Here is a 19,467-nt window from a genome sequence, read left to right as displayed (position 1 = left end):
TCAATATTGTTAACTTTAAAACTGTGCTTTATTTCAATAAGTTCCGGTAGTAGCTCTCCACATCGCTCCATTTATAGAAAGGAAACTGGTCGGTCTGTACCGGAATGTGTACTTCATGTTCATTATGCAGTATCTTAACCAGAATATCGTCCGCACTTCCTTTTTCATTCCGGAAGAAGACAATCTGCACATTAGCAGCCATAGGGACTACCTTAAAATCGCTCCACACTTTATACACCTCGTAAGGATCATCTACGGCAACATTGCAATTCTCTATCTGCATCAATGCCACCAAAGGAATCACATTGCCATCATGCCCGAAGCGAAGGGTAGCAGCTATGTCTCCTTTCTGAATAGCCTCATCAGCGCTATCCAGAATATTCTGCAACAATGATTTCGCATTGGCTACAACAATCCCTTTCCCGTCGGCATGATTTGCATTGCCCACATAGAAACGATAGTTGATGCACTGCCACAAATCAAACAGTTCCTGGGGCTGAAACAAATCATAGAAAGAAACCTTTGTCTCTGCATTCTGCATATCACTCGCCACCCAGTACATACCCCACATCACTTCCTTCGGATTCACTTTCTTCAGTATGAAACGCTTGTCCTTAAATAAAGAAGCAATCAACCGGCCGGGATTGGTGTGGACATCTTCAAACTTTCTATATTCTTCAGCCCACGGACCGTCAGTGGAAGAAGTAAAGCGGTTGGATTCATCCGTGTGGTAATTCAAGTAGTCCATATACTTATGGCTAGCCTCATAAGAAATGCGCAGATTGGGATTCAGCTCCTTCAAACGATCACCAAAAGCCACCATACTCATCGCACAACGCAGCACAACGGTAGAACGGGCAGAAATAGAAGGGCTGCCCTTAAAAGCTTCGGGAAATGCGGCATACATTCTTTCTGCAATTCCACGGTGCTGACGGACACCTAACGGAGTCAGATCACCTCCATGGCCTTCCGCTTCTTCCCACACCTTCAGTAAACGCTGATAAGCATCTTCTCCCAAGTCGGAAAGTGCACCCTCACGATGCGCTTCTCCAAAAAGGTCGACCAGCCATTTATAATCACGGTCGCCAATCAGATAACGGGAACCATGCCGTCCATAGTGGCTCACATAGAATGGTTTATATCCTTTGGGAGCCCGGGTCTGCGGGGCGAAATCAAGCGGATAGGCCCAATAGACTCCACCCGTTTTCTCAATAGTGGAAAACATCTCTTCTTTGGATGTCTGCGCCCCAAGCGGGACGCAGCACATCCACATCATACTACATAACAGTACTTGTTTCAGTCTCATTCTATTCTTAATTTATTTGTTTATAACCGTCATTTTGCTTCAATGCCGGATTATTCGTCAGTTCACTTTCCGGAATTGGGAACAGCTTATACTTGTCATCCACATCTTCTCCCAGACGGGCACCGTTCTTCCAATCCCAATTATTACCTTTCGTATATTTACCAAAACGAATCAGGTCGGTACGTCTTGTCAGTTCGGATGCCAGTTCTTTCTGGCGCTCGCTCAGAATAAAGTCTAAAGAGAGTTCATTGAGACCGATTTCTCCCGAAACATCAGAACGAACGCCGGTCTTTGCATACTTACCGGACATATATGCCCTCGCCCTGACTTCATTGACATAGCCCAGTGCCTCTACATCCGTGCCATTTGCCCCGCGCAAGATAGCTTCGGCTGCCATCAGGTAGGCGTCGGCCGTACGGAACAATGGAAAGTCAATAGAAGTATATGCATCTCCTGAAGCGCACAACTGGTCGTCTTTAGTCACATTTCTCCATTTGATATAGCCATAACCACACGTAAAGGTACTGGTCATATTCAGCTCCGAATCCCAGGTTTCTTTCACTTGATTGGGAAGGGCAGTCATGAATTGGGCACGCTTATCTTTTTTTCCGTTACCCCAAGTGTCATTCACATTGAAGGCCACATCATCCGCATCAAAAGCATCCACCAGCGTCATCTTGGCACGAACATTACCCCAGCCTCTCGAACCGACACCGGTCTTATACAACTCATCCATCGGACCGTTCACAAAAGCTTTCACATAGAAGTTTGTTCCGGCTGAACTTTGGGCACGTTGTCCATCCTGTACCAAGCCCCAGATGATTTCCTGGCAAGTCTTGTTATCGGCCAGAAAGATTTCACGATAATCGGCAGCCAGCGGATAATGCCCGTCTGTAATGACTTTCTTTGCATAGGTGTAGGCATCCTGGTATCTATTCTCGTTAATCCAGGATTCCGCATTCAGATACATACGGGCGAGCAGGAACCAATCGGCTATGCGGTCAATCCGTCCGTACTCATTTTCCCCCGGAGCTTTCAGTTCGTTCTCAATAGCCAGCAGTTCACTTTCCGCATACTCAAAAATCTGCTTACGGGTATATTGAACAGGAATTTCCTTCACACCGGTATGTTCGTCTACATACGGCACAGAGCCGAACAAGTCGCAAAGCATAGAATAACAATATGCACGTATGAACCGCGCTTCGGCTCTGTAGCTGACATACTCGTCCTTCATCTCTTCCCAAAGACCTCTATCCTGCAATTTCCCTTCCGTACATTCACGCAACAGCTCATTACAATAGGCAATACTCATATAAAGCCGCTGGTAAGTCCAAGTGACAACCGAAGCATTAGAGGCATCCCATTGCAGATTCAGACACTTACGCAAACCGTTAGAAGAAGAAGGCATCAAGAAGTTATCCGTGCTCATCTCCTGCAAATAGAACAACAGACGCACATAACCGGAATATCCCTCATTGGCGCCTTCCAGGTCGCCATTACCACCATCGCCGCCCTGTTGTCCGGTCAGAATCAGAGATGAGTAGCACTTTGCCAGCACGCCTGCATAGCCATCTTTGGTCCTATATACCTGGTCGCTTACCAACTGATTATTATCCAATGGCATGGTATCGAGGTCACCCAGGCACGAAGTCAGACATGTGACCAAGAGAAATAGATTGAATGAATAGATAATTATATTTTTCATATAACATAGTATTTTTAATTCGTTAGAAACTTAAATTAGCACTTAATGAAAATACTCGTGGACGAGGGTATATTTCCTTATCGATACCACTGTAGATTTCCGGGTCAATACCGGAATAACCGGTAAAGGTAGCCACGTTCTGAACACCGAAAGTCAGTCGCAAAGAACTTGAACTATCCCACAATTTCCTGAAAGTATAACCCAGTGAGATGTTATCAATCCGGAAGAAGTTTCCTTTTTCCAGGAAATAGTCTGAATAGAGCTGCTGGTTCTGGAAACCTGTATCTTTGGTTCTGCGCAGAATATTCGAGAAATTACCCTGGTCACTATAAACAGACTGCACGTATTGGTCGGCAGCAATGTAGTTGTAGACATAATTACCGAAAGCACCGTGTCCGCTGATAGCAAAATCCCAGTTCTTATAGCTCAACTGGGTATTGAATCCCAGGTACGATTCGGGAAGTGCGCTCTTATTGGTGGCATACTTGGTTTCCGTTGCCGACACAGAGCCGTCAGGCTGTACATATTGACCTTCTATCGCTTTGCCTTTATCATCATAGGCCTGTTTTGCCAGATAGAAAGTGTAAGGACGTTCGCCCACCATGAATACCTGCACCGTCTTACCCGTGCCTGAAATAGCTCCGGTCTGCACAAAGTTAGCTTCCGAGTCCACTACATTCAGTTTCGTAATTTTCGAATCGTTCCAAGTATAGTTCATACCTACCGTCCACTTCCAGTCCTTCGTATGCACCGGTACTGCGTTGATGGAAAATTCAAATCCTTTATTATCCATCTCGCCGATATTCGTGGTGATTACAGAAGAGTAATTGGTTCCTGAAATAACAGGGATGGTATTCAGCAAATCTTTGGTATGGCGCTGATAATAGTCCACAGAACCATAGATGCGGTTATTAAGGAAACCATAATCCAGTCCGATATTATAAGTTTCGGTAGTTTCCCACTTGATATCAGAGTCGTAACCATTCGGCCGATAGGTATTATACCATTTATCGCCAAACTGATAGCAGGCTTCAGGATAAGATACCGTAAAAGTGGTCATGTAGGGATAGTCGTTCAGGATATCCTGTTGTCCGGTCTGTCCGTAGCTTAAGCGCAACTTCAAGTCGGACAGAACATCCGAATCCCTCAGAAAAGCCTCCTGGCTGATTTTCCATCCCAATGCCACGGAAGGGAACAATCCCCAGCGGTTACCCTTCGCAAAACGGGATGAAGCATCCGAACGAAGCGTGGCAGTTATCATATAGCGATTGTCATACGAGTAATTCAGACGACCGTAGAACGAAAGCAGGTAATACTCCGACTCATAGTGATTGGGAGAGAAGAGTTCTTTTCCTTCCGGAGAGAAGGTAGTAGCGTCGAACTTCTTCCAGAAATGTTGCCAGCCATATCCGCCCATCGCACTGAAATTGTGTTTCTCATTGAACACGTGCGAATAGTTAGCATATAAATCCAACAGATAATTCCGCTTGTTCTGCTTGGAGTCGTACACAAGTCCCGTACCATCTTTCATATTAGAAGTGTACATCATACCAGCCAGTTCAGGCACTTCCTTCGAATATTTACTTGTCAATACATCATACCCCAGATTCATGTTCAGCTGCAAGTCTTCAAGGTGATGCACCTTATAATTGAAAGATGCATTACCGATAGAACGTGTCACTTTGTTACGAATATCCTGCAAGTCAAGCTGTGCCACAGGATTATCCGTCTGGATAGCCATAGGGGAGTTACCATTCATCCAGATAAAATAACCTAACCCGGGGTCGGTAGCCGCCGTGGAACTTCCGGTTTTAACAGGATGGGTGGGATCATAACGAAGCGCATTATTCACTACGCTTTCATCGACTTTCTTATTATTCTCATAAGACACTTTCAGGTTCAGGTCAACCGTGAGGTGTTTATCAAAGAACTTGGGAGAGATGCCACCGTTAAATGTAAATCTCTCATAATTGTTGGTGCGTACAACACCATTCTGGTTGGTATATCCGACAGAGACGCGATAAGGAGCATTTTGTTTCACCTTGCCCGAAACGGAAAAATTGTGCTCTTGCCCGAAAGCAGTCCGGTAAATCTCGTCCTGCCAATCTGTGGATGCAGTGCCCAGAGTCACGGAAGACGGCACTCCGGATACGGTAGGCACAAACTGACGGAATTCGTCGGCGGAGAGAATGTCCAGCGTTTCCGTAACTGTACTCACCGACAGATTGGTTGAATAATTAAAGCGCAAATTGGTATCAGCTCCTTTCTTCGTAGTGATGACAATCACACCATTCGAAGCACGTGAACCGTAAATGGCAGTGGCCGAAGCGTCTTTCAGCACTGTAAACGTCTCTATGTCATCCGGGTTGATACCACCGATAACATTGCCGCCACCTTCGATAGTGGAGTTATCCACAGGCACGCCGTCAATCACAATCAACGGATCGTTAGAAGCGGAAAGAGAAGCACCGCTTCTGATGCGGATGGTAGCACCTGTTCCCGGAGCACCTGAGCTGGATACTACGTTCACTCCCGGCACTTTACCTACCAAAGCATCCTGAGCCGTTGTGCGCAGTCCCTTATTAAAATCATCCGGTTTGATGGCAGTCACCGAACCTGTCGCATCCGATTTCTTCACGCTACCGTAACCGATGACAACCACGTCCTCAAGCATCTCGCTATCTTCCGCCATCACAATTTTCATGTTGGCGGAGGCAGGTTTTTCTACGTTTTTATAACCTATGTATGTAATAAGCAAAACAGCACCAGGGCTCGTGACTGAAAGTGTAAAATTACCGTCCACATCACTAATCGTTCCGTTTGACGTCCCCTTTTCTAAAATATTCGCTCCTATAATAGGCAGATTATCCTTATCGAGGATATTACCTTTCACCACCGTTTTCTGTGCAACAACATTCACACTGAAAACCAAAGCAAACAGTACCCAAACATACCGCCACCTACTTCCAAAAGTTTCCGGATTTTTCTTGTTCTTCATAATAGTTTTTAATTAGTTAATTATACGTGTAACAAAGGTATCATGTGATCCACATCATACATTCAATAAATCCAAGGCTAACTGCGTCTCAAGTGATATGAGAATCAATTATGGAAGCAAAAGTAATTTCAATGACAGTGCAACACAACTACACGATACAAAAAAGTAAGTCAATCAAGAAGAATATAGGAAGTAAGCAACTATCTATCAAAGAATTAATATTTGATAGTAGAAGTTTAAAAGTAAGAACAAAGGAAGTGTAAAACTATAGTTTTTGTACCTGAATAGCCAAATCCTTGCCCGGAACTATGGCTTTATTTCTCATTTTCATCCGGTAATTATAAACTGTCTGAAGTGAATAATGGAGGAAGTTGGCAATCTTCGAATTATCATTTATTCCCAAACGTATGAGAGCATATATACGCAACTCTGGAGTCAACAGTTCACCTTCTTTAACCTGCACTCGCTCTTCCTCTTTTAACAGAGCATTGAACGACTCTATGAAATTAGGGAAGATAGAAAGAAATATCGTATCGAACTTACTGATAAAAAGCTTGAAGTCCTCGGAAGTGGAAGATTGTCCGCGAAGCACTTTCGATATATCGGCCATAGAACCCGTATTGGCTATTTTCAGCAATGCTTTACGGCTATTCTCCTGCTTATAGATGTATTCGGAACAAATATTGAATAACAGTCCGATATATTCTTCCTTGATATGGTTTGACTCCTGAATCTGTTCGTTCATCCGGGTCAGATTCTCAGCCATCTCCTGCAAACGTAGGTTCTGTTCCGCCAACGATTGCTTCACTTTCAGTAGTTTACTGTTTTTCTTACGGATAAAGAAGAAAGCGGAAATCAAGGTGACTACCAGTAGCAACAGCACCATAAGAAATATAAGCACCCTGTTTTCATCAGCCCTGATGCGGGCATCATTGGCAGCCTGGATAATGGGGAGATACCCGGCAATGTCAACAAAGCGATAACGGGCTTTCCCGAAATTCACATCCTCCAGTGAACAGGAGATGTAATTGTAGGCCCTTGCAATATCCCCTTCCTGAAAAAGAAGTATCGCCAGACGCTGCAAAGACATATAGACTTTTTTAGCATTGGCAATATCAGTCAATGACGACAGGATGAGATAATGCCTTGCCTGCAATGTGTCTTGCTTGCCCAAATACAATTCCGCCAAAAGATACTCCATCCTCGCCCTGTCCGGATTGTCTTCCGCGCTTTGGCTGTAATAGTCCTCCAGAAGCCGGATGGCCTCATCCCACTTCCCGGACATACTCAAACGGCCGCACTTATTGGTGACGTAACTGGAAGAATGTGGCTCACTTATGGCAATCAGCGTGTCTTTATAAGCCCTTATCTTTTGCCAGGCCAATTGCTTTCCGGGGTCATCTATTGCTTCGTTATAGCAAGACAAATAAATTGTGTGATACAAATAGTAGAAATAAGTGTCTTTCTTCACATTTTCCGTCCGTTTCACTTTGCCGAGCATGATTAACGCATTTTCATGCTTCCCCATCTTATTCATTACGTCGGCTACATTCATCACCCCCTGATTGATAAGCTCTTCATCTTTCAGCGTTTCCGCCAGTCGCAACCTTTCCTTTGCGATAATCATAGCCGTATCAATGCGGTATGAACGATACTTGGTGAATAAATTACCCAATATATCAAACCTGAGTTTATCATCTTCCGTATAGTCCAGCATCCGACGGAAATCAGCTATTTCTTTCTCTACTTTCTGCTGATAGACCTCACGCTGAGCAATCATCTTATCCAATTTTAAGAGCAGAGCATCATCAGTCTTGCCCGCAGCCGACAGACCGGAACAAAAACAAATACAAAAGCAGATACAGAATAAAGTAGAAACAGAATATCTGAACATTTAGACTACAGGTTAATATACTTTGAAGCAAAGATATAGATTTTTTCTCTACAATAATTCTCTATTATCTTTTTTAGCAAGCCGGGAGCAGCTATTTCTTATTGCCAACCTTAATCAGAGCCATCCCGATAGCTATCCACAGCAACTCACGAAGGCGAGTAATCAGCCCTACATAAACACCCAATGCAGCAGACATATGCAGTCCGTCCACAGCAAGTGCTAAACCACCCTCACGCGCTCCTAACTGCATCGGGAAAAAGAATATCAGATTGCTGAACAGTGAAGAGAAAGCCAGTATCAGCACACAGTCCCACCAGTTGACATCCGGTGTGAAGACACTCAGAATGATATAGATTTCGAGACTGGAAATGATTCGGGCAGAAAGTTCCAGCAGCAACGAACTGTAGAAAGTAATCTTATGCTGGCTGTGCAACAAAGCTATCTGACTGTCTATCTGCTCCAATGTTCCTTTGCGGACAGCAAGGAAACGATGTGCCCATTTCTTTACGAATGGAACCTTTTGCAGAAAAAGAAAGGTCTTCACCGTCATGCCGTTCTTATATCCGCGGGAAAAGAAATAGATGGCTAAGAGGCAGAAAGCGCCTATTGCAGTAAGCAGCACAGCCATGAAAGAATGAATGGGATACAGGGCGATGTAGAGGAAGATGGAAAGGAACCAAAACCAAAAATGAGAAAAGATGTGCATCATCACATACAGAATGACGGAAGAAGTGGCTTTACTGACACCAACGTAAGGAGTCAGTTCCATAATCCTGTATGGTTCGCCACCCATCAGCCCGCCGGGGGTGGCATAGTTAATAGCAAAACCTGTGATAGACAGCTTACAGACCGTCCAGAAGGGAACACAAAACTTACGGTCGTCCCTGATTATCAGATACCAGGAACAGGTGTTTATCAGGTAGACAAAGAACCACAGCAGCATGATTACGGGAAACCAGAAACCTACACGTTTCAGGTTCTTCCAGATGTCGGAATAATCCATCTCCATTGTGCAGAGCATGATGGCAATGGCGAGTATGCCGAAAAGCAGGAATAAGTTGCGGAATTTATTCTTCATTATTACTTCATTTGCAGGATATATAGCTCCAACGTATTGGATATATAGACGCAGGAAACCGGTTACTAATCAAGTAAATCACGATAGATATTTCCCAGTGTTTTCCCCGATACCGGATGCACCACATCGGGCGCTATCTCCGCCAGTGGCTCCATCACAAAGCGTCGTTCCTGCATCAGCGGATGGGGAAGTTTCAGGGTAGGGGTATCAAGGATAAGATTGCCGTAAAGCAACAAGTCAACGTCTATCACACGGTCACCATACACACCATTCACAGATTTATGGGTACGCCCCATCTCCTGTTCGATGGATTGGGTTATGGAAAGTATCTTCAAAGGCGGAAGTGAAGTCTCCGCACAGACAGCAGCATTCAGAAAAGCATTAGCAGAAGTAAAGCCCCATGGGGCAGTAGCATAAAAAGCGGACAGAGAAACAATCTTCCCTATCCGCTCTTCTATATATTGCACGGCAACACGGAGGTTCTGCTCCTTATCACCGAGATTAGTTCCTAAACCGAAATAAACGTTCATAAGTGATTAACGATTAGTGATTAGTGATTAGTGACACTGCAAAGCCTGTTTATCACTAATCACTTACCACTAATCACTCTCTTTACTTGTCCGTAATCAACATCGCATCACCATAAGTACCGAAACGGTAACCTTCCTTCAAAGCCACGTTGTACGCCTCCATCACTTGGTCGTAACCACCGAAAGCGGCAACAATCATCAGTAATGTGGAAAGCGGCATGTGGAAGTTGGAAATCATCGAGTTCGCTACCGTAAAGTCGTAGGGAGGGAAGATGAACTTATTTGTCCAGCCTTCGTATGATTTCAGATGTCCATCTGTGCTCACGGTGCTCTCGATGGCACGCATCACAGTGGTACCCACGGCACAAACCTGTCTATTCATATCTTTGGCACGATTCACTATGCTGACAGCCTCTTCGTTTACAATCATCTGTTCAGAGTCCGTCTTGTGCTTCGTGAGGTCTTCCACATCAATATCGCGGAAATTACCCAAACCGGCATGCAACGTGATATAAGCAAAGTCGATACCCTTGATTTCAAGACGTTTCAGTAACTCGCGGCTGAAGTGCAGACTGGCAGTAGGAGCCGTCACCGCACCTTCGTTGCGGGCAAAGATAGACTGGAAACGTTCTGAATCATCCGGCTCTACAGGGCGATTGATGATGCTATGAGGCAGTGGGGTTTCACCCAGTGCATACAAAGCCTTCTTGAACTCATCGTGCGGACCGTCATAGAGGAAACGAAGCGTACGACCACGAGACGTCGTATTGTCGATAACCTCAGCTACCATAGAGTCGTCGTCACCGAAATACAGTTTGTTGCCGATACGGATTTTACGTGCAGGGTCCACCAATACATCCCACAGACGCAGTTCTTCGTTCAACTCGCGCAAAAGGAATACTTCAATACGGGCACCGGTCTTCTCCTTGTTGCCATACAGACGGGCAGGGAATACCTTCGTGTCGTTGAAGATGAACACATCCTTGTCATCAAAGTAGTTCAGGACATCCTTGAATTCCTTGTGTTCAATCTCGCCTGTCTTTCTGTGCAACACCATTAGGCGCGACTCATCTCTGTACTTTGTAGGGTGCAAGGCAATCTTCTCTTCCGGAAGCTTAAATTTAAATTGCGATAGTTTCATATCTATTCTTTCTTTAAGTTATTCTTCTGTTTCTATCTCCTGAGCGTCTATCCACTCTTTGAAATCCATCGGGTCAAGGCAATCTGCCAGCCGGACATCACCCACGCGGGTACGTTCCAAGGCTGTCAGATGGGCACCGCTCTGTAGCGCCTCACCGATGTCGCGAGCCAGGGCACGGATATACGTACCTTTGCTGCATACCACGCGAACCTTGATTTCCGGCAGGTTGCATTCCAGCAACTCTATCTCGTCAATCACCAGTAACTTCGGTTTCAACTCTACTTCTTCACCCTTGCGTGCCAGGTCGTAGGCGCGCTTGCCATTCACCATACAGGCAGAAAAAGCGGGGGGCACCTGTTGTATCTCACCGATGAATGTTTTCAATGTCTCTTCCACCAACTCCCGGGTGATGTGCTCCGTGGGATAAGTGGCATCTATCTCGTGTTCCAGGTCGTAGGAGGGAGTGGTGGCGCCCAACTGAATGGTGGCAACATACTCCTTCGTATGGTATTGGAACTCTTCAATCCGTTTCGTAGCCTTGCCGGTGCAAACAATCATCACCCCTGTGGCCAGAGGATCGAGCGTGCCGGCATGACCTACTTTCAATTTCTTCACTCCTATCCGCCGGCAGATGTGGTAACGTGCATGTCCCACGACCTTGAACGAGGTCCACTCCAACGGTTTATTGAAATAAAGTACTTCTCCTTCTTTAAATTTCATTCGTTATCCTTGCATTTGTGACAAAACGATGGTTACAATACCGGCAATCGCACAATAGATAGCGAAATATACCAGCTTACCCTTCTTCACAATATTAATCATCCATTTACAAGCCAGGCAACCCGATACAAAAGCGGCAATGAAACCTATCAGCAATGACAGCGTTGAAATGCTACCTGCAATATCTTCACCTTTCATCAACTTCATACCATCCAGCAATCCTTCACCCAATATCGGTGGCATCACCATCAGGAAAGAGAACTGAGCCAGTTTCGCTTTATTATCTCCCAACAACAAACCTGTAGCAATCGTGGTGCCCGAGCGTGAAAGCCCCGGAAGCACTGCACAAGCTTGGGCCAGACCGATAATGAATGCATCTTTCATAGATATATTCTCTTTCTGCTTCGGCTTATAATAATAGGAGAACGACAGCAAAGCAGCCGTCACCAGCAACATGCAGCCCACAATCAGCAAGCCCGAACCAAAGACAGCTTCCACTTCATCTTTAAAGAACACACCTACGATGCCGATGGGTAGCATGGAAATCAGAATATTGATTACATAGCGCGTTTCGTCATTCATCTGCCATTTGAACAGTCCCTTGAATATCCATTCGATTTCCTTCCACAGAACTACCATCGTACTGAATACCGTAGCTACATGCACCACTACCGTGAATGCCAGATTCTCTTCTCCCTCAATGCCAAACAATGCCGAACCGATAGCCAAATGTCCGCTACTGCTTACCGGCAGATATTCCGTCAACCCCTGGATTAATCCCAGGATGAGCGCCTCAAACCATTCCATGTAATCTAATTATGAATTATAAAATATAAATTATGAACTATGCAGGTTGTCATTCTTTCATTCCTTCATTATTCATTTGCTCGCCACGCGGTTTGCGCAATACAGCGTATATCATGAGCAAGAAGCCCACAAGGCAAACCAACGGAGCTACCTTGATACGTCTCGCACTAAAAATATCCGGTTCAAAGTGTGTCGGTGTGGACACCGGACCTGTCATCAGGATAAAACCGATAATCACCACCGCCATTGCAACGGCAAGCAGGATAAAGTTGATCTTATCGAAAGCAAATTTCTGTTTACTCATCTCTTTATATTATAAATAACATTACTATTCTCCTAACTACTTATCATATATAGTACAGCGTGCTCGCCTTCATCCGCAGGAACTTATTGATGGAGAGGTATGCGCAGAACCATGTGATACACACCCCGAACACAAGTACCGAAGCAGAAACCATCAACATGACGTCGGGCGTAATTACACTAATCAACTCAGGCTCGTACACCACCAACCAATATGCAGCAGCCCACAAAATGCCATCAGCAATGACAGCCGCCAACACACCAATCCAGAAATTACGCCACAGGAACGGGCGCCGGATGAAACTCCAACTTGCTCCCACCAGCTTCATCGTATGAATGAGAAAGCGTTTGGAGTAAATGGTCAGCCGGATGGTATTGTTTATCAATGCAAAGGATATGAAAGCCAGCAATACAGCCAGTCCCAATAACATCAGACTGATGTTACGGATATTCTCATTAACCATATTTATCAGGTCTTCCTGATAGCGCACTTCCTGCACATTGGTATTCTTCTTTATTTCTTTTTCTATTTTGGCTATACTGTCCGTATTCGCATAGTCTGAATGCAACTTCACCTCGATGGAAGCATGGAGAGGGTTGTATCCCAGGAAATCCTGCGGGTCTGTTCCCATCGCCTCAATTTGTTCATGGAGTGCCTGTTTCTTGGAAATATACTCTGTGGAACGCACAAAGACTTCCTTGTCCAACCTCTTCTGCAATTTCAGAATATCAGCCTCTTTCATATCATCACTGATGACAATAGAAAAATTGATATTCTCTTTCACATATACGGAAAGATTGTGAGCAGTCAACACGAAAAACACCACTAATCCCAACAACAGCAACACCAACGTCGTACTGATGCTGGACGTGATGAACTGCATATCAAAATAGGATACAGAATTATTTTTGCTTTTCGTCTTCATGCCTTATCACTTTACCACTCTATCACTTATTTTTGTTTTTTCCTGAACACATAAATCATCGAACTACTCCGCTCCTTGCTTCCCAATGCGCTGAACCATGCCAGCGTACCACTAAGCATACCCCGGAAGAAAGTCAGGGAATGGCCCATATATTTCTCGCTCAGCATCGACACATAGAATGCATCGAACGGCATAGGATGGCGCGCAGCCAATATAAGTTCATGCTTAGCTCCCAATCTCTGGATGCTGCCGGGCGTAAAATGCCACAAATGCCGGGGAACATCATAAGCAGCCCAGTGAGCACCGTATTTCTTTGCATCATACGAGGAACAATTGGGCACGGCAATAATCAGCACACCCTTTTCCGTCAGCAGGTTATTTAGTATGTCCCATGTCTCATTCAGGTGTTCCAGATGCTCCATAACATGCCACAACGTGATAACGTCAAAGCTTCCGGGGGCAAAATCCTGCAATGCAGTATGAGGCTTCACATCGAGGTTGAAGTGTTCCTTAGCAAATACACGTGCCTGCTCATTCTTCTCCACGGCCTCCACCTGCCAGCCCCGCCGCTTCATGGCATCGGCAAAGTACCCTGTTCCCGTACCGATGTCCAGCAGACGCCCCGTCTTGCGATGTGCTTCACGAGCCACCAGACGTGCTTTACGACCCAGCATATAACTGCGCACCCAGTGGTAAACTTTATTCATGAGGCCTTTCTTCGTATCGGAATGGGAAATGTAATCGGGAGTTTCATAATATCTGCCTATCTCGGCCTCCACAGGAAAATCCTGCGTAAAGAGAAAACCGCAATCCTGACAACGGCACAGATAAAATGCTTCGCTGGAAGCATAATGGTCTATGCAAGTCATAGCACGCTCTATATGCGCACTACCGCATACCGGACAGACTTTTATGGTGAGTTTATTCATTGAACGTTCTGCAATAATGAAGCGCAGCCCGAACCGGTCGGACCGCACTATACCCGAATTTGGTGCAAAATAACAAATAAAAAGTGACCTATAGGGCTTTCTTTAAGGAGTTTTAATAAAAGAGGAAGACAAAGGCTTGTTTTAAATAAAAAAAACATATATTTGTCGGAACAACAACACTTCAATTCTATTTATATGAAAAACGCTTTACTTTCTCTGCTATTTAGTTTTTGCTGCCTCCAATTATTTGCTGACGGACAAACTATTCTACCGAATTTAAAATTCGGAAAACCTACCATGGAAGAGCTAACCATGACTACTTATGCGCCTGACTCCAATGCCACGGCAGTTGTTCTGTGTAAGCTGACCAACGTCAGCTACAAATGGGGAATAGAAAGTTTCAGACTATTCTATGAGTATAAAGTAAAAATCAAAATACTCAAACCGGAAGGCACTTCTTATGCCAACGTCACTATCCCCTACTACGAACTGCAAAACAACACCATGAAAGAGAACATCATCGGTCTGAATGCCAGTGCTTACAATATGGAAAACGGAAAAATGGTACGCACCAAGATGAAGAAAGACATGGTGTTCAAAGAAAGCGTCAACGAAAACCAGATGCAACTGAAATTTTCCATTCCACAAGTGAAAGTGGGTACTCTGATAGAATACGAATACCGGCTGGAGTCAGACTTCTTCTTTAGCATTGACAGTTGGAAAGCACAAAGTGACATTCCCACCCTGTATACTGAGTATGACGTCACCATTCCCGAATACTTCAAGTTTAACACTGAGATGCATGGCGCAGAAACGCTCAAGTCGACAAACGAAGCCACTTCCTTCAGTTTATCTATCGGCGGACAGCTACTTCAATGCTCCGGGACACACCTGAATTTCCAGGGCGTTCAACTTCCCGCTTTGAAAGATGACAGTTACGTGTGGTGCCTTGATGACTACTGCACACAAGTGAACTTAGAGTTACTGGGAATTGATTTTCCCGGCACCCTCTACCAATCGTTCACAAAAAGCTGGGAACAAATAGACGAATCATTGCTCAAAGATACAGACTTCGGGAGCCGGTTGAAAATGAACAATCCACTCAAAGAAGAGATGGCAGCATTGCATCTTGAACAGATGAAAGAAACGGATGAAAAAATATGCGCCATCTACACCTTACTCAAAAATAAAGTGAGATGGAACGAGAAATACTCTTTATATGGCAAAGCTCCCAAGCAAATACTGAAAGAGGGCACAGGAAGCAATGCTGATATCAACTTTATCCTTATCAGCATGCTGAAAGATGCCGGGATACCTGCTTATCCGGCAGTAATGAGCCGCCGGAATATGGGCATAATCCCCTATTCCCACCCCAGTCTCCAAAAACTGAATACTTTTGTTGTCGCTATTGCCCACACAGACACCACCCTGGTTTATCTGGACGGCTCAATAGAAGACGGATACCTCAGTGTACTGCCCCCCGTACTAATGACTGACCGGGCACGTATCATCGCTCCGGATAACCGAAGCCAATGGGTGAACCTGACAGCTATCGGAACAAACCAACTCAGATCAGTCGTAAAAGCCGACATCTCTCCGGAAGGCGTTATCGCCGGCACACGTGAGACTCTTTATGCAGGTCAATATGCCTCCCGACTGCGAAACAAGTTCCGTACAGCCAAGGATAGCACGGACTTTGTCAGCAAACTGGCTTCCGAAGAAAATGTACAGGTGAAAGCTCTTCGAATGGACGGAAGAAGCCTTTTCTCGCCGCAAGTACGTGAATTTATGGAATTCGAAAAACAGTCCACTGTCAACGACCAGTTCATTTACATCAATCCGCTTATATTCCTGCATGTCTCCGAATCTCCCTTCAAACAGTCGGAACGAAAACTTCCCGTGGAATTTCCTTATGCCGACCAGTTGTCACTAACCGTCAATCTGACCATCCCGGAAGGGTATGCAGTAGACGAGAAACCGGAAAGCCAGAGAATACAAACAGGCGATGAGAAAGTGTTCTGCCGGTACACTATCACTCAACAGGGTAATCAGATTAGCCTCAGGTATCTTTTCCGACTGCAAAAACTATTGTTCCTGCATACGGATTATTCCGAACTGCAACAACTGTGGGAAATGATGGCCAAAAAGAATAATGAAATGATGGTCTTAAAGAAACTATAATCCGGAAAATATGAAAATGAATAGGTTATTTATCGGTTTTTTATTGCAGGTTGTCTTCTACTCCGGCGGTCTGCATGCCCAAACAGATTTGCGTGCCAATGCCTACTCCATCGTGCAGGATGCCGTAACGGATATTGTATGCAGTTCTCCTACCGATGCCGTTCAGAAAGAAAAACGCGTGATACAGATACTCAATGAAAAAGGGAAAGAAGACGCCTCCTTTATCTGCATGTGCGACCGTTTTTCTTCTTTGAAGAAATTCTCCGGAGAAGTCCGGGATGCCTCCGGAAACGTCATCCGAAAAATAAAAAAGAGCGAACTGAAAGTCACTGAATACTCCGATGGACTCGTCAGTGACGACTATTACTATTTCTTTGAATATACCCCATCACGTTATCCCGTAACCATCACCTACGAATGGGAGATAAAGAATAGCGACGGGCTCATCGGCTATCCCGGTTTCTTTCCGCAAAAGAACTATAACCAAGCTGTTGCCCAGGCAAGTTACCGCATCATCACCCCGGCCGATAATCCTTGTCGCTACCGGACCATCCATATGCAGGCGGAAGTCAACCAACAGCAAATGGCTAACGGAAACTGGTTGACCGAAGTCAAAGTTCAATCACTGCCCGCCATCAAGAAGGAGCCCTATAGTCCTTCCCTGTCCGAACTGCTGCCACGCATCTATTTCACTCCCCGGAACTTCTCTTTCGAAGGAACCAAGGGAAACATGGACAGTTGGCAGGCATACGGAGCATGGCAATACCAGTTATTAAACGGCAGAGACCAACTCCCCCCGACACTGAAAGAGGAGCTACAAAAACGAACGGCAAACTGCAATACCGCACATGAAAAGATAGCTGCAGTATATCAATACCTTGCTTCCTCCACGCGCTACGTCAGCATACAACTGGGCATTGGAGGTCTCCAACCCATTGCCGCCGCCGATGTGCACCGCACCGGCTTCGGTGATTGCAAAGGATTATCCAATTACATGCGTGCCATGCTTACAGAACTGGGTATCCCGTCAGTTTATACAGTAATCAGCACTACCAACAAACGCCTGTTAGCCGATTTTGCCAGTGCCAATCAAAACAACCATGTCATCCTGCAAGTACCGTTACCCAACGATACACTCTGGCTGGAATGCACTAATCCGACCTTACCTTTAGGTTATGTACATCACTCCATAGCTGGCCATGATGCGTTACTTGTCGGCCCCAATGGCGGGACTCTTTGCCAACTGCCCACATACGCAGATTCTCTAAATACGCAAGTCAACAACGCCCGTGTTTCCTTGCAACCGGATGGAAGTGCAGGGGTTGAAGTGAAACAAACCTCACGTCTGTTTCAATATGAGGATATGGCATCCATTATCGATCAGGAACCTGCCCGGCAGAAGGACTGGCTACGCTCAGACATTAACCTGATACAAGCCAAAGTCGATGCTGTCCGTTTCAACGAAAGCAAACAGAAAGAACCGCAATTGGGTATTTTCTATACCATCGAAAGCGGACAGTATGGAAACAAAACCGGAAAGCGTCTGTTTATCCCGGCTAATATCTTCCACAAAGACTTTTATAGCCCAAACGGGCAAGGGGAACGCACCCAAGTCATCCAAATCAATTATGGTTATCTTGACATAGATAGCATCAGTATCCGCTTGCCGGAAGAGTATGAAATAGAATCATTGCCCAAGACTGCCGATCTGGAAAGCAAGTTCGGCAAATTCCACTCCTCCATTACTTTGGGAGAAGGAAGAAATGTTTTTATCGTGCACCGTTTACAGGTTTATCAAGGCAATTACCCTAAGGAAGAATATCCTGATTTCCTGAACTTCCGCAAGAATGTTGCCACACAATATGGGGCAAAAATCATACTAAAAAGAACTGAATGATTATTCGCCCCCTACAAGCGTCGCCGCAATGCATGTAGGAGCAAATAGTCATTTGCCCACGTATACGTAACCCTTTTACATCTATACATATATACATAGCACCTTTACATTCCCGTCCAGAATATTAAATAATCTCTCCCCAAAAGCAGTCAGTGTTCGATAATAAGCGGACAACTGTCCGATAATGAACAGCCACAATTCTACAATAATCATTGATATTCAACGATTTATCACTTTGGCACAGGAATTGACTATTATTAAGCGAAAGCGGTCAGCAAAAAAAATAAAGATTATCTGCCACTTTTCAACAAGTAGTTCCGTCTAACAGATAGAGCGAAAGCCCAATAGAAATAGTAACAATTAAAAAATAAAGATTATGAAAACTACAAGTTTATTTAAAGCAGTCGCATTGGTAGCTATAATGATAGCTAGTGTTCTTAACTCCGAAGTGAAAGCTCAGGACGGTTTCATAACTAATCAGGTGATGAACGGCGAATTAGTCGCTTCAAAAACTATCTTCAAGCAGGACGGCTCTTACCTCCGTAACCATATGCAATATACTTTCACCTACGACGACCAGAACCGCCTGGTGAGCAAACAAGCTTCCAAATGGGATGGTGTGAAAGATGCATGGGTACCTTATTTCAAGATGACCTACCAGTACAGTGATAATGAGATAACCATGAATTACGCCCGCTGGAACGAGTCTCACAAAGCTTACGACGAGGCTGTTCAGAAAAGTGTATACGAATTGAATGATGAAAATATGCCGACGGCCTACAAAGCCTACAAGCAAGATAATAGAAATAAATCAGATTGGACTCTGGTTGACCACAAACAAATGGACTTCACGACTAATCTATTGGCAATTGCAAGATAAAAAATACAGAAATTAAAGTTAACGATTAGGTAAAGCACGGGCCGGGAGGCTCGTGCTTTTTTTATGTGGAATCTTATTTAGCGGCTAAAAAAAGTTTTACCGGAATGCAACTTTTCTAATAGATGCTAACGTCTAATAGAAAACAAAGAATAATAACCATTTAAAGATAAAG

Annotated in this window: 17 protein-coding genes; 4 read left to right on the top strand and 13 right to left on the bottom strand. The window is 44.8% G+C overall.

Going from position 1 to position 19,467, the window contains the following annotated elements; translation table 11 throughout:
* Window positions 1–28: 28 nt before the first annotated feature.
* Genes HMPREF9447_RS12360 through HMPREF9447_RS12350 form a run of 3 tightly spaced genes read right to left on the bottom strand, consistent with a single transcriptional unit; the run spans window position 29 to window position 6,009 of the window.
* A complete protein-coding gene (locus HMPREF9447_RS12360; protein WP_009130077.1) occupies window positions 29–1,306 on the bottom strand; it encodes a histidine-type phosphatase in 1,278 nt (425 codons plus the stop codon).
* A 7-nt stretch (window positions 1,307–1,313) separates the two neighbouring features.
* The gene (locus HMPREF9447_RS12355; protein WP_009130076.1) at window positions 1,314–3,011 is read right to left on the bottom strand and encodes a RagB/SusD family nutrient uptake outer membrane protein; all 1,698 of its coding nucleotides are present in this window, start codon (window positions 3,009–3,011) and stop codon (window positions 1,314–1,316) included.
* A 22-nt stretch (window positions 3,012–3,033) separates the two neighbouring features.
* Complete coding sequence (locus HMPREF9447_RS12350; RefSeq protein ID WP_009130075.1) at window positions 3,034–6,009, bottom strand: SusC/RagA family TonB-linked outer membrane protein; 2,976 nt, start codon at window positions 6,007–6,009, stop codon at window positions 3,034–3,036.
* Window positions 6,010–6,119: 110 nt separating this feature from the next.
* Between HMPREF9447_RS12350 and HMPREF9447_RS28455 the strand changes: the two genes are divergently transcribed.
* Window positions 6,120–6,272 (top strand): hypothetical protein, encoded by a 153-nt coding sequence (locus HMPREF9447_RS28455; protein WP_157225279.1) that lies wholly within the window; start codon window positions 6,120–6,122, stop codon window positions 6,270–6,272.
* A gap of 2 nt (window positions 6,273–6,274) precedes the next feature.
* Here HMPREF9447_RS28455 and HMPREF9447_RS12345 read toward each other — a convergent pair whose 3' ends face one another.
* From HMPREF9447_RS12345 to HMPREF9447_RS12305, 9 genes are all read right to left on the bottom strand, one after another.
* Window positions 6,275–7,903 carry a DUF6377 domain-containing protein gene (locus HMPREF9447_RS12345; RefSeq protein WP_009130074.1) on the bottom strand — a complete coding sequence of 543 codons (1,629 nt, stop codon included), beginning with the start codon at window positions 7,901–7,903 and terminating at the stop codon, window positions 6,275–6,277.
* 91 nt (window positions 7,904–7,994) lie between these two features.
* Window positions 7,995–8,981, bottom strand: coding sequence for a lysylphosphatidylglycerol synthase transmembrane domain-containing protein (locus HMPREF9447_RS12340; RefSeq protein ID WP_009130073.1), 987 nt, complete (start codon window positions 8,979–8,981; stop codon window positions 7,995–7,997).
* A 65-nt stretch (window positions 8,982–9,046) separates the two neighbouring features.
* A complete protein-coding gene (folK, locus tag HMPREF9447_RS12335; RefSeq protein ID WP_009130072.1) occupies window positions 9,047–9,511 on the bottom strand; it encodes a 2-amino-4-hydroxy-6-hydroxymethyldihydropteridine diphosphokinase in 465 nt (154 codons plus the stop codon).
* Window positions 9,512–9,593: 82 nt separating this feature from the next.
* Complete coding sequence (queA, locus tag HMPREF9447_RS12330) at window positions 9,594–10,652, bottom strand: tRNA preQ1(34) S-adenosylmethionine ribosyltransferase-isomerase QueA (RefSeq protein WP_009130071.1); 1,059 nt, start codon at window positions 10,650–10,652, stop codon at window positions 9,594–9,596.
* A gap of 18 nt (window positions 10,653–10,670) precedes the next feature.
* Entirely contained in the window at window positions 10,671–11,372 is a 702-nt protein-coding gene (truB, locus tag HMPREF9447_RS12325) for a tRNA pseudouridine(55) synthase TruB (protein WP_009130070.1), read from the bottom strand.
* Between the two features lie 3 nt (window positions 11,373–11,375).
* Window positions 11,376–12,179, bottom strand: a complete 804-nt coding sequence (locus tag HMPREF9447_RS12320) for an undecaprenyl-diphosphate phosphatase (RefSeq protein WP_009130069.1) — start codon at window positions 12,177–12,179, stop codon at window positions 11,376–11,378.
* 49 nt (window positions 12,180–12,228) lie between these two features.
* Window positions 12,229–12,483, bottom strand: coding sequence for a DUF3098 domain-containing protein (locus HMPREF9447_RS12315; RefSeq protein WP_009130068.1), 255 nt, complete (start codon window positions 12,481–12,483; stop codon window positions 12,229–12,231).
* Window positions 12,484–12,526: 43 nt separating this feature from the next.
* Window positions 12,527–13,408: a cell division protein FtsX gene (locus HMPREF9447_RS12310; RefSeq protein WP_009130067.1), complete on the bottom strand. Its 882-nt coding sequence runs from the start codon at window positions 13,406–13,408 to the stop codon at window positions 12,527–12,529.
* 26 nt (window positions 13,409–13,434) lie between these two features.
* Window positions 13,435–14,337, bottom strand: coding sequence for a class I SAM-dependent methyltransferase (locus HMPREF9447_RS12305; RefSeq protein ID WP_044138065.1), 903 nt, complete (start codon window positions 14,335–14,337; stop codon window positions 13,435–13,437).
* 195 nt (window positions 14,338–14,532) lie between these two features.
* Between HMPREF9447_RS12305 and HMPREF9447_RS12300 the strand changes: the two genes are divergently transcribed.
* Both HMPREF9447_RS12300 and HMPREF9447_RS12295 read left to right on the top strand, forming a co-directional pair.
* Window positions 14,533–16,518, top strand: coding sequence for a DUF3857 domain-containing protein (locus HMPREF9447_RS12300; protein WP_044138165.1), 1,986 nt, complete (start codon window positions 14,533–14,535; stop codon window positions 16,516–16,518).
* A 10-nt stretch (window positions 16,519–16,528) separates the two neighbouring features.
* The gene (locus HMPREF9447_RS12295) at window positions 16,529–18,415 is read left to right on the top strand and encodes a DUF3857 domain-containing protein (RefSeq protein ID WP_009130064.1); all 1,887 of its coding nucleotides are present in this window, start codon (window positions 16,529–16,531) and stop codon (window positions 18,413–18,415) included.
* 81 nt (window positions 18,416–18,496) lie between these two features.
* Here the strand turns inward: HMPREF9447_RS12295 and HMPREF9447_RS29265 are convergent, their stop codons facing one another.
* Window positions 18,497–18,628 carry a hypothetical protein gene (locus HMPREF9447_RS29265; RefSeq protein ID WP_009130063.1) on the bottom strand — a complete coding sequence of 44 codons (132 nt, stop codon included), beginning with the start codon at window positions 18,626–18,628 and terminating at the stop codon, window positions 18,497–18,499.
* Window positions 18,629–18,791: 163 nt separating this feature from the next.
* Here HMPREF9447_RS29265 and HMPREF9447_RS12290 point away from each other — a divergent pair, with 163 nt between their 5' ends.
* Window positions 18,792–19,295: a DUF3836 domain-containing protein gene (locus tag HMPREF9447_RS12290; RefSeq protein WP_009130062.1), complete on the top strand. Its 504-nt coding sequence runs from the start codon at window positions 18,792–18,794 to the stop codon at window positions 19,293–19,295.
* The last annotated feature ends 172 nt before the right edge of the window (window positions 19,296–19,467 follow it).

The sequence above is a fragment of the Bacteroides oleiciplenus YIT 12058 genome, from assembly GCF_000315485.1.
Lineage (GTDB): Bacteria > Bacteroidota > Bacteroidia > Bacteroidales > Bacteroidaceae > Bacteroides > Bacteroides oleiciplenus.
Note: the sequence above shows the minus strand (reverse complement) of the source record. Positions and strands in the feature narration are given on the sequence as shown.